A 12,524-nucleotide genomic window follows, 5' to 3' on the forward strand; every position below is an offset into this window, starting at 1 on the left:
TTCCACCTACAACTATAGTGTCTAATTTACCCGTATCTTTATCTGTAGTAACAAGCCAATCTTTAATTCCAACACTACCACTACCATTGTTAGTTACTGTATTACCATGATCATCTTTACCTACTGAGCCTTGGTTGGAAATAACTAAATCAGCATTACCATTATTTGTAATACCTCCACCTATAGTAGCACCTTCTCCATTAGAAATTTCAAGTTTATTATCACTATTGTTAGTGATAGAACCACTTATACCTGTATCAGAAGTAGAGGTGTTAGTGATGGAATCAAGTTTACTATCTTTATCTACAGTAATTGAACCAGAAATAGCTCCATTACCCTCATTGGTAATGGAATCAATACTACTACCACCACTTACTTGAACACTTCCTGAGATACTTCCATTACCTTGATTAACAAGACCACCTTCTACCTTAGCTCCACCTTCTATCTTGATATCGCTACCTATAGAAGCATCACCTGTATTGATTATATTTCCTTCAAGTTTAGTGTTTTCTCCACTAACTGTAATGCCACCTGTTATACTTCCTGAGCCAGAATTAGATATGGCTTGACCTGAAGAAGAAGTTACAGTAGCTCCATCTTTTATTGTCATAGATCCTGTTATTTTTCCACCATCATTAGATATACCAGCACCACTTCCACCTTCTACTCTAGAACCTTTTCCAGATAAAATCATTTCTCCGCTTAAAGAAGCTGCATTATCTAATCTTATGCCATTAATATTACCTTTAATAACACCACCATTTTTAAGTTCTATTTTTTGACTGCTTGATCCAGTTTCTAAAACAATTCCATTGATGTCGCCATAAATTCCACTTACTGTACCATCTTTTTTTGAGCTTGCTCCATCTATGTATAAATCCCCTAGAGTTTGCCATTGGGCTATTGCTATTCCAGCATCTTTTCCATAAACTACGCCTCCATCTTTTATGGTAAGTGTTCCAAATTTACCCCAAGTTACAACTATGCCAGAATAATTTGATTGTATAGTTCCTGTGTTGATGATATTTTCTATAGTGCCACCACTTTCTAGTTTTATGCCGGCATTGGCATCATAACTACCGTTAGATATTATAGTTCCAGAATTAACAAGGGTTTTTATGTTGCCACCTGCTACAAATATACCAGAAGAGCTACCACTGATAGTTCCATTATTATTAAAACTATTTATAGTTCCTCCAGATAAGCTTACACCTTGTTGTCCACTGATTAGACCGTTGTTGCTAAAGCTTTGTATATTAGTATTCTTTCCTTCGAAAAAAACTCCATCATCATTTGATTTAATAGTCCCACTATTATCAAATTTATCTATATTAAGAGTTCCTGAGTTACCTCCCCAAACTCCCATATAGACATTTCCATTGATTTGGTTTTTATTTTCAAAGGTATTAACAGTAATGGTTCCATTAAAATTGTTATCATGTTCTACAGCTACCTTACCGTTAATAGTTCCATTATTGGTAAGATTAGTAAGTGTAAGAGTGTTGTTACCACTAGCATGAGCATAGATAATTTTATTGTTGTTATTCTCATTGCCTAAAGTTCCACCTGCTTCAATTATTATGGTATGTGGACCTTGATCGGTAATGTTGATTTGATTGCTTATTGAGCCACTTACAGTTGTATTAACTCTAGCTTCAGGAGTATAAACACTTGCTGATCTAGCTTTAGTATTTTTATGAACTTCATCATAAGTTTTTATTTCAGAATTTAATGTAGCATTAGCACAACTCGCTAAGAAAGAAATAGTAGCTAAAGATAAAACTATCTTTTTAGAATTTAAACAGGATTCTTTAATCCCCCCCCCATGGACACCTTACTTGAAATAATATTTTTACTCAAATATTTTTCTCCTTCCTTATTTAAAATGGTTTATTTTGAAATTAATTTCATATTATTTATTTTTTAATAATAATATAAAATATAAAAATAAAATAGCGGAATATTAAAATATTTAAACTTAAAATATAATTAAATACTGATTATTATATAATTATAAAATTTCAATTTAAATTTTATTTTATATAAAAAATTGATTTAATGAGAGTAAATTTGTATGAAATGTTGTAAATATTTTTGTGGTGTTTATAATTAATTTATATCAATTAAAGCTAGCCTGTAAATTCAGTAGCTTCATAGCCTATAGGTTTATCTACAAAACAAGATTTTTCTTTTAAAAATATAACCTCTATAGTTCCGACCGGTCCATTTCTATTTTTTCCAACAATAATTTCAGCATTTTCTTGCATAGGATTTGGTATAAAAAGCCTTTGATAAGCTTTACCTTCAGCTTTAGCTTTATTCTCTCTTTCTTTTTCTTCTTGCTCCCTATAAACCTCATCGCGATATACAAATAAAATAGCATCCGCATCTTGCTCTATAGCTCCACTTTCTCGCAAATCACTCATCAAAGGACGCTTATTTGCTCTTTGCTCTAAACCACGATTAAGTTGTGAAAGTGCGATAATCGGCATATCAAGCTCCCTAGCCAAAAGCTTAAGTCCTCTTGAAATTTCACTCACTTGCAAATGCCTATCATTAAAATTTGAATTACTCATCATAAGCCCTATATAGTCAATCACACAAAGTCCTACACTTTCATCTTGAGATTTTAAACGCCTTAAAATAGCCCTTACATCAGCAATAGTTGCATAACCACTATCGTAAATATATAATTTCTTTTGACTATAATCATTACAAGCATCTCCTAAACGCTCCCATTCATCATCGTTTAAATCTGCGGTTAAAATTCTTTGTAAAGGGATAGAAGTTTTTGAAGAAAGCATTCTTTGCATGATTTGAGTTGCGGGCATTTCAAGAGAAAACAAAGCCACACCTTTATTTTGTCTTAAAACTTTATCAATGAAATTTAAACAAAGGGTTGTTTTTCCCATACCTGGGCGCGCAGCGATTATTATAAGCTCACCTCCTTTAAAACCTTTTGTCATTTTATTTAAACCCTCAAAACCTGTATCAAGGCCTATGATATTTTTATTTTCTAAAGTTTTTTGCTTTTTAAATTCTTCAAAAAGTTCTGATATTATTATATTAACATCTTTAATATCTCTAAAATTTACACGATTTGTAATGCTAAAAATTTCTTTACCAATTTCATCTGCGATTTCACTTACAGCACGATTTTCATTAATACGAGCTGGTAAAAGATGTGCAAAACTCAAAAGTTGTCTTTTGATGGACTTTTCGCGAAGTTCATTTACATAAGCAGGCAAATCTATCATAGAAGGAGTGGCAAGAATTTCTGCTAAAATCTCTTCATCTATTTTTTTATGTTTTTTTAAAAAACTTATAGAAATAGGCTCTTTGTTGTTGCTACAAGCTATAATTGCTTTAAAAATATCTTCATGAGCTTTAAGACTAAAATCTTTCGGACTAATATCGCCTGCTATACTAGCGTAAGCTTCTTCACTCATGATGCAACTGCTTAAAATAGCTCGCTCTAAATCCAAGTCATAATACTCTTGTTGCACTAAATTTCCTTATAAATATAAATAATTTTAAAAATTTTATCTAAAAAAACTTAAAATTATAAACTTTAATTTTTTATAAATATTTAAAGTAATATTAGTTACAATTATAATCACAACATTTATTTTATTAGGAGAACACTTGAAAAAACATTTATTTTCATGTATTTTAGCTTCCATCTTAGCCCAGTCAGCTATGGCTGTAGATTTTCAAGAAGGTTTTAGTGGAAATTTAAGCATAGGTGTAGGTGCAAGAGATATTAAAAGCAATATTTCAACTTTAGCAGATAGTGATTACTTGGGTGGTTATGATGCTGATAATTCGGACTCTTCTTTTATTCCTTTTATCGGTGTAGAACTTTACTATGGCAACCTTATAGACAATGATAGAGTTTTTATCAAAAACTACAATGGAAGAGATATCAGCGGTATAGCTTTAGGTTATGAAAAAGCCTATTTAGAGCGTTTTAGCACTTCTTTTTCTGTAATTTCTTCTTTAAGAGAAAAAGCTTATGCAAATCCTTATCAAATAGGCAATAGAGAAGAAACTGATGTTGATAGATATGGTTTTAAAATCTCTCAACTTTACGAAAGTGATTTAGGAAAATTTACAGCTTCATATTTATTTAGCAAAAACAAATATGATAAAGACGCAGTTGAGTACAACTCTTTAAAAAGAAAGGGGTATTATCACGAGTTTGAATTAAATTACAATTATAGTTTGTTAAATTTAGGACTAAGCTATGATTATAATGATGCAGATGGAAAAGCTCAAAGTTACTCAAGATATGGTTTAAGCATGGGAGCAAATTTAGCTTTTGCTAATGACTATATCTTCACCCCAAATTTAAGTCTTAGTAAATATGAAGCAGTAGGAACAGACCCTATCTTCCACAAAAAACAAGACGGTAATATAGTTAAGCTTAATCTAAAAGTTGTTAAAAATCAATTTTTGGGCTATAACGGACTTTATGGTTTTGCAAATTATGGTATAGAAAAAAGAAATAGCGATATAGGATTTTATGATGAAACCTATCAAGTTGTTTTAACTGGAATAGGATATAAATTCTAAAAAATTATAAAAAAAGCTCCTTTGATAAAATTTAAAAAAGATCTATCCACTATAAAGATAGATCTTTAAAAATCCTTTTAAGAAAAATCCAAGCTAAAATCAAAACACAAAATTCAGCAAAAAATGGACTTAACCATACTCCATTTAAACCTATAAAATAAGATAAAAGCAAAAGAAAAAATAAAGGTATGAATAAATTTTGCATTAAGCTTAAAACCAAAGAAAAACTTGCTTTATTAAAAGCTGTCAAAAAAGAACCACTTAGGACATTAAACCATGCAAAAATATAATTAAAAGCAAAAAGCATCAAAGCTGTATAAGCAAAAGTTTTAAATTCTTGATCATTTTCTTTTGCAAAAAGTGCTATCAAATTTTCTCCAAATATCAATATAAATACTATAGAAAATAAAGATAAAATTCCCCCTGCAAAAAATACCACTTTTATAATAGCTTTAATCCTTAAAAAATCTTTTTTAGCATAATTATAACTAAGTGCAGGTTGCATCGCATCTCCCATAGCAATAATGAGCATTATAATAAAACTATCAATATATAAAACAATAGAAAAAGCCGCCACAGCTTGAGTGGTAGAAATTTTTAACAAAACAAAATTTGCAAAAATACTATATAAAGAACCCGAAACATTGCCAAAAAACTCGCTACTTCCATTATAAAGAATATTTTTAAAAATTCTCAAATTTATATATAAACTTGAAAATTTAAGCTCTAAATTTTGAAATAAAAAAGGAATAATTCCAAAAATACCACTTAAAACAATTCCTAAACAAGTTGCAAGGGCTACCGAAAACAAGCCCCAACCAAATACAACTATAAAAAGATAATCAAATATAATATTACTTAAAGCTATGATTATGTTCATAATCATACTATAGGTTGTTTTTCCACAAATTCTTAAATAATTATCCAAGGCAAAAGAAAGCATGGTAAAAGGTGCAAATAAAGCAAAAACAAACATACATTCTTTAGCCATGGTTTTAATCTCATCGCTAACATTTAGACAATCAATCAAAACAGGTCCTAAAAAATACTCCAAAATTCCAATAAAACAAGAGATTAGAAAAATAATCAATATACTAGAACTAAATATCTTTCTAGCTAAATTCTTCTTGCCTAAACCCAAATGCATAGAAATTTGCACTGCTGAACCTATAGCTATCATATCAGCCAAAGCAAAAGACATCATAATAAAGGGAATAATCAAGGCTAGTGCTGCTAAAGCATCACTTCCTAGATATTTTCCAACAAAAATTCCATCAACTATATAATAAAAAGAAATAAAGGCCATGCTTATGACATTTGGCACGGCACATTTTATAAAAAGCCTAAAAGGGCTTAAAGTGCTAAAAATATTTGACATACAAATCCTTTAAAAATATTAAAATAAAATATTTTTAAAGACGCTAGTAGAGTGCTTGAAGTCCTAAAATATAGAAATTTAAACGATAAGTTCTTATTGTTGTTTTTGTATTAGTTTTATTTTGCATTTTCATAGATTTAAATTAAAATAACTAAGAATTATAAAATTTACTTATTAATAAGTCAAATTTAGCCCGAAGGCTAAAATTTAAAGCACGGAAAGAATTTTTACAGCGTCATTTAACCCTGTAACTATACTTGCTCCATTTTTAGTAGCAATATCTCCTGCTACAAAGATACCTTTAACATTGCTTTGTTTATTTTCATCCATTAAAGGCACTCCTTTATCATCAACATTAATCCCGCATTTTTGTAAAAAATCAAGTGGAGTAGAACCACCAATAGCATAAATAATTCTATCATAAATATCGCTTGTACCATCGGTAAAATTTACCTTAGCCTTGCCACTATCATCTTCTACCTCATTAATATCAATTCCTAGTTTTAACTCTACTTTACCCGAATTTCCAGCTTCGTGAATATCTTTAAGATTGATATCATTTAATCTTGTAAATTCTTTTTTGCGATAACAAAGGCTAACTTGATTTGAATTAGCCAAATCCACAGCGTATTCTGCTGCTGAATTTCCACCACCTACAACAAGAATTTTTTCATTGCCCAAAACTGAATTGGCATTAAAATTAATGATTTTTGTTAAAGTCATAGGAAGTTTGTAATCAGGCTTATTAGGCTTACCCATTCTACCTATAGCAACGATGATGTTTTTACACTCATAAGCGCCTTTAGCTGTGCTTACTAAAAAAACTCCATTTTCATTTTTAACGCTCTCAACTTCAGAGCCAAATTCAACTTCTATATTGTGCTCTTTTAATGCGTTTTGAAAAGTTTCTATAGTACTTTCTTTGGTACCATCTTCAAAAGGAACATGTCCATGATTAGTTCCTTCGCATCCCTTATAAGCTTTATCTACTCTTTTGCCATCTTTATAAAATTGCATTAAAGTTTGACAAATGTTATTTGATTTTTCCAGTATCAAAACTTCTTTGTTTTTAAGCTTAGCTTCAACCGCACAACCTATGCCTGTTGGACCTGCACCTACTATAATTAAATCTATTTTTTTCATTTATATTTACCTTTCAATTCTGATTTTTTTTGTATAATTTATCAAGTTTTTTGTAAATAAAGGATTAAAAATGCGAAATTTGCTTGAAAATATTAAGAAAAATTCTCAAAAACTACTTAACTTAACACCTAAAGATAAAGAAAAAATTATTTTAAAATTAGCTCAAATTTTAAGAGAAAATTTCAAAATTATCCTAGAAGCAAATGAAAAAGATATAGCAAATTTCACAAAAAGTGGAGCAATAAAAGATAGGCTTTTATTAGATGAAAAACGCATTTTAGCTCTTTGTGAAGGCCTAGAAAAAATCGCTTATATCGAAGATCCTATAGGTAAAATTTCTAAAGGCTGGAAAAATTATGCGGGTTTAAGCATACAAAAAATAAGCATTCCTTTAGGACTCATTTGTGTTATTTACGAAGCAAGGCCTAGTCTTAGTGCTGAAATCGCAGCTTTAATGATAAAAAGTTCTAATGCTTGTGTATTTAAAGGTGGAAGTGAAGCAAAATTTACAAATGAAGCTATATTTACTCTTGTTAGCAAAACACTTAAGGAATTTGGTTTACAAGATTGTTTTGCTATGTTTACTCAAAGAGACGAGATCAAACAAATTCTAACTTTTGATGATTTAATCGATGTGATCATACCTCGCGGTAGTTCAAATATGATACAAGAAATCGCAAACAATACCAAAATTCCTCTTATTAAACAAGATAAGGGCTTGTGTCATGCTTTTGTAGATCAAAGCGCTAACTTAGATATGGCTTTAAAAATAATCCTTAATGCAAAGTGTCAAAGAGTAAGTGTTTGCAACGCTTTAGAAACGCTTTTAATACATGAAAAAATTGCTAAAAATTTTATAAGTCTTTTAATCCCTGAATTTAAAAAATTTAAGGTAAAAATTCATGCCTATGAAAATGCTTTGGCTTATTTTAACAACTCAAATTTAGAAGTTTTTAAAGCAAATGAAAATACCTTTGATACAGAATGGCTTGATTTTGCTTTAAGTGTAAAATTAGTAAAAGATTGCGATGAAGCTATAGAGCATATCAATAAACACAGCTCCTTGCATTCTGAAACCATTATCTCAAATGATGCTTCAAATATCGCTAAATTTCAACGCCTTATAAACTCATCTTGTATTTATGCTAATGCTTCAACGCGTTTTAGCGATGGAGGAGAATTTGGCTTTGGTGGGGAAGTTGGAATTTCAACTAGCAAATTGCATGCAAGAGGTCCTATGGGGGTTGAAGATATTTGCACTTATAAATATATAATTAATGGAGAAGGACAAATTCGAGAGTGAATAAAATAGAAATACTAAAACAACACTTTAAAGAAATTGCTAAACTAAATTCAAGCGAACAAGTTTGGCAAATGCCTTTTTTTGCGGCTTTAGGCGTGGGTATAGTTTTAGGGTTTAGTGTATTTTTTGGAAAATTAAACTATGGACTCATTGCCATGATAGGAGCTTTATCTTTTTTATATGTTCCAAACACTCCTTTATATCATAGAATGGCTGTTGTAATGTGCTGTTCTTTTGGCATAGTTTCTAGTTTTTTCTTAGGAATTTTAACCCATTTTTTACCTTCAGTTTTTGCCTTCATCCCTATAGGACTTGTGGCCATGGGAAGTTCTATTTTAATTAGATATTATAACATTGGTGCACCTGGATATTTCTTCTTTGTATTTTCTTGTGTTTTAGGAGCTTATTCTCCTTTTGAAGCTAAGGATTTTATCTTTTTAGTGGGTCTTGTTTTTCTTGGAGCAATGGTAGCTAATTTAATGGCTTTTTTATACTCTATCGTTGTGATTTATGGATTTAAAAATGCTTTACCTAGCGAAATTCCACCTAGAGAATACATAGGTTTTGATGCAGTTTTTGTGGATTCTTTGATTATGGGTTCTTTTGTAGCTTTTTCTATATTTTTAGGAACTTTTTTAGAACTTGAAAGAAGTTATTGGATAGCCATTTCTTGCACAGCTATTATGCAAGGTGTAACTTTAAACTCTATATGGATTAAACAAATTCAACGTATCATAGGAACGGCCTTAGGAGTATGTTTTGCTTGGTGGCTTTTATCTAAACAATTTCACAATATAGAACTTGTTTTACTTATGATGTCTTTGTTTTTTATAGGACAATTTTTAGTCAATCGAAACTATGCTTTAGCTATGATTTTCTTTACTCCTTATGCCACTTATCTTTCAGAAGCAGCTAATTTTATGAGTGAGAATGCAAATACATTAATACTCGCTCGTTTAGTTGATGTCGTAATAGGAAGCATTTTAGGACTTTTGGGTGGTTTTGTAATTTATAAACCTTATCTAAGAGTACATTTTGAACGCATTGCAAAATACATCTTTAGGATAAAACGAAAAGCTTAAAAGTCAAATAAAACACAAGCATTATCCCCTAAAATTTGCTCTTGTTCTTTTTTAGATACGACAACTTCATTAAAAGCTGCTAGAGCCGATGAAAAATTAACATTTGCTTCAAAATTTGTATGTGGCCAATCGCTTCCAAAAACAAAATTGCTAAGTGGAAAATATTCTTTTAAAATTTCATATATTTTCTTTGCAAATTTTACAGTTTGTTCATTATTAACATAGTCTATTTTTGCCCTATAAAAACCGCTAATTTTAAAAAATATTCTAGAATTTTTTAAACAAATTAAATCCTCTAAATTTGTTAAGTTTGCATTAGCTCTTGCTAAATGATCAATAACAATATTACAACCATAAGGAATTAAATTTTTAACAATATCAACAAGATTATTATCCAAATCTCTTTGAATTTCTATTTGCATTTTAAGCTTACTTAAATTTTCAAAAAATTGAGTCCAAACCGTACTTTTAAAATTTGGCAATTCTTTGCCAATTAAATTTAATCTAACTCCACAAGCTTTTCTTTCTTTTAGTTTTTGAAGCTCATCAAATTTAATACCTTCATCAACCACAACTATAGCTTTTATATTTTCATCTTTTTCGATACTCTGAAGCAAAAATTCATTATCAACACCTAAAAAACTTGGCTGAACTAAAACCCCTTTATCAAAATCATAATGATCTAAATTTGCTTTATAATCTTTAAAACTAGCGTCATAATCAGGCTTATATCTTGCATTTGCAACTGTATTTAACTTTTTCAAAAATATATGTGCATGAGTATCAATCTTCATTAAATTATCCTTATAAAATAAAACTCATTATAATAGTAGCTAAAATCGCCGCCATAAATCCTATTGGCACAGCTTTAATAAGTAAATCTTTAAATAATTTTTCCTTATATTTATCAGGACAAGATCCTAAAATTAAACTTCCTCCAGAAGAAAAAGGAGAAATAGCGGAAGCTTGAGCCCCTACAACAATACAAGAAAAAAGCAATGCCTCGCTTAATCCACTGCTTGTAGCAATGCTTGGAACTATAGGAAAAAGCGCTGGAGTAACCACACCCAAAGTACTTGAAAAAAGCGACATAAAAGCTGCAATAGCACACATTATTAACGGGATAAAAATCACATTGATCTCATTTTCTACAAGATCTGAAAATAATTTTATAGCCCCTGCTTCAACTGCTATGCTAATTAACATCCCTACTCCACAAATCATTATTAAGGTTCCCCAAGGAATTAAAGCAACAACTTGTTTCTCATCGGCTAATTTTAAAAATAAAGCAATGGCAACAAAAATCATGGCTATCATAGCTATATCTATTTTTTTATTAAAATAACTAATTGTCTCATTATGTGGAAAAATAATATTTAGCACAGGAAAGATTAAAACAACAATAATCATCATAAACATGAGAATTAAAGTAGTTTTTTGTTTACAATCAAATGGATCAGGTTTTGAAATAACACTGGTTTGCATCTTATTTTTAAAAGCATTAAACACAAAAAAAGATAATACCACAATAGGCAAAATTATAGTAAAAGCAAAAATAATACTAGAATTTATAAAAGCTTCATTTGCTTCAATACCTGAATTTTGCATCAATCCTCGAAAAATAATCCCACTTTGAGAAGTCATAAAATTTGCTCCTCCTAAAGCACCATAGTTTATGGCCATAGCTCCGGCAATTTTACTTAAACCGATTTTATCGCAAAGTAAAAAAGTAAGGGGTGCCATAAAAGCCAAAACCGTATAAAAACCCGCTCCTAAAGCAGCTATAATAGCACTAACCACAAAAATAACAAAAGGAAGTAAATAGGGATGATTAGCAAAACGATACATCAAATGTCCAGCTAATTTTTCAAGAGTTCCATTTACGGTTGCAAAATTATAAAACAATGAAACAGCAAAAATAACAAAAAATATAGAAATAGGCCAAAAAGCTATGATTTTTTTAGGAGCTAAATCCATAAAAAAGGCTCCTATAATATAAGCAAAAATCATAGCAAAAATTCCAACATTATGTCTAGTAATATAGCCTAAAATGATGGCTACTATAATACTAGAGATGATTAAAAAAACCATTATCATCCTTTAAAATATTATAGGGCTTATGATATCAAAAAATATATTTTTCAAAGCATAAAAACAAAATCTAAAATTTAAAAAATATCTATTTAGTAACAAATTTACTCATCTTATAAAATATTTTACAGAATATCTTGAATTATAACAAGCAAAAACCCCTTTTTAGGCAAAAAACAATACCATAATCCCATCTAAAAATATTTGAAAATAGAAAGAATATTCTCATAAGCTCATCTTTATAATATAGAATTAAAACACTACAGAAAAGTCAAGTTTAAAAATTTAAAAAATGTCTTGAAGAATAAAATAAAGAAAATAAAAAATTGTATAAATTTAAAAAGCTTTGGAATACTCCAAAAGCTTTTTTTATATTATTTGTTCGCTCTTTCTATATACTCACCACGCACAGTATCAACGCGTATAACTTCACCTTCTAGCACATGAAAAGGAATTTGCACTACTGCGCCTGTTTCTAAAGTAGCTGGTTTTTTATTTGATCCTTGAGTATCGCCTTTGAAATTTGGAGCTGTTTCGATGATTTTGAGTTCAACAACTTGTGGAACTTCTACGCCAATAGCTTTACCATTATGAAAAAGTACATCTACCATCATACCATCAAGCATCCATTTTTTTGCCTCACCCACATCATCATCACTGATAGCTACTTGTTCATATGTTTGTGTATCCATAAATTGGCAATTTTCACCATCATCATAAAGATACTGCATAGTTTTATCTTCTAAATTTGGAGCTTCACATTTATCGCCTGCATGGAAAGTTTTTTCAAGTACTTTACCATCAATAAAAGATTTGATTTTAATACGCACAAAAGCAGGACCTTTACCTGGTTTTACATGCTGATACTCAACTATTTTAAAAGGAATTCCATCGATTTCTATTTTAAGTCCCTTTTTTAAATCACCCATTGAATAAGATGCCATAAATT

The 12,524-nt window shown here is 29.9% G+C and carries 10 protein-coding genes; 3 read left to right on the top strand and 7 right to left on the bottom strand.

Annotated features, from left to right (window positions below; translation table 11 throughout):
- Together AJ936_RS09065 and AJ936_RS09070 are read right to left on the bottom strand one after the other, a co-directional pair.
- Positions 1-1,819: beta strand repeat-containing protein (locus AJ936_RS09065; RefSeq protein ID WP_407918713.1), on the bottom strand; the 1,819-nt coding region annotated here is incomplete at its 3' end.
- Positions 1,820-2,132: 313 nt separating this feature from the next.
- Positions 2,133-3,509, bottom strand: coding sequence for a replicative DNA helicase (locus AJ936_RS09070; protein ID WP_044794230.1), 1,377 nt, complete (start codon positions 3,507-3,509; stop codon positions 2,133-2,135).
- 139 nt (positions 3,510-3,648) lie between these two features.
- Between AJ936_RS09070 and AJ936_RS09075 the strand changes: the two genes are divergently transcribed.
- Positions 3,649-4,578 carry a DUF2860 family protein gene (locus tag AJ936_RS09075; protein ID WP_070248457.1) on the top strand — a complete coding sequence of 310 codons (930 nt, stop codon included), beginning with the start codon at positions 3,649-3,651 and terminating at the stop codon, positions 4,576-4,578.
- 49 nt (positions 4,579-4,627) lie between these two features.
- Here the strand turns inward: AJ936_RS09075 and AJ936_RS09080 are convergent, their stop codons facing one another.
- Both AJ936_RS09080 and AJ936_RS09085 read right to left on the bottom strand, forming a co-directional pair.
- Positions 4,628-5,956 (bottom strand): MATE family efflux transporter, encoded by a 1,329-nt coding sequence (locus AJ936_RS09080; RefSeq protein WP_070274437.1) that lies wholly within the window; start codon positions 5,954-5,956, stop codon positions 4,628-4,630.
- Between the two features lie 207 nt (positions 5,957-6,163).
- Positions 6,164-7,099, bottom strand: a complete 936-nt coding sequence (locus AJ936_RS09085) for an NAD(P)-binding domain-containing protein (RefSeq protein WP_070274439.1) — start codon at positions 7,097-7,099, stop codon at positions 6,164-6,166.
- Positions 7,100-7,169: 70 nt separating this feature from the next.
- Between AJ936_RS09085 and AJ936_RS09090 the strand changes: the two genes are divergently transcribed.
- Positions 7,170-8,402, top strand: a complete 1,233-nt coding sequence (locus tag AJ936_RS09090) for a glutamate-5-semialdehyde dehydrogenase (RefSeq protein WP_070274441.1) — start codon at positions 7,170-7,172, stop codon at positions 8,400-8,402.
- On the top strand, positions 8,399-9,484 hold the full coding sequence (locus AJ936_RS09095) for an FUSC family protein (RefSeq protein WP_044779920.1): 1,086 nt from the start codon (positions 8,399-8,401) through the stop codon (positions 9,482-9,484). The genes AJ936_RS09090 and AJ936_RS09095 overlap by 4 nt, the downstream gene beginning before the upstream one ends.
- Here AJ936_RS09095 and AJ936_RS09100 read toward each other — a convergent pair.
- The 3 genes from AJ936_RS09100 to efp form a co-directional block, all read right to left on the bottom strand.
- The gene (locus tag AJ936_RS09100; RefSeq protein ID WP_044778752.1) at positions 9,481-10,278 is read right to left on the bottom strand and encodes an amidohydrolase; all 798 of its coding nucleotides are present in this window, start codon (positions 10,276-10,278) and stop codon (positions 9,481-9,483) included. The two genes, AJ936_RS09095 and AJ936_RS09100, sit on opposite strands and share 4 nt — an antisense overlap.
- A 10-nt stretch (positions 10,279-10,288) precedes the next feature.
- Positions 10,289-11,581 (bottom strand): SLC13 family permease, encoded by a 1,293-nt coding sequence (locus AJ936_RS09105; RefSeq protein WP_079396968.1) that lies wholly within the window; start codon positions 11,579-11,581, stop codon positions 10,289-10,291.
- Between the two features lie 368 nt (positions 11,582-11,949).
- Entirely contained in the window at positions 11,950-12,519 is a 570-nt protein-coding gene (gene efp / locus AJ936_RS09110) for an elongation factor P (RefSeq protein WP_002855210.1), read from the bottom strand.
- Between the last annotated feature and the right edge of the window lie 5 nt (positions 12,520-12,524).

Source organism: Campylobacter sp. BCW_6877 (assembly GCF_001762445.1).
Classification (GTDB): domain Bacteria; phylum Campylobacterota; class Campylobacteria; order Campylobacterales; family Campylobacteraceae; genus Campylobacter_D; species Campylobacter_D jejuni.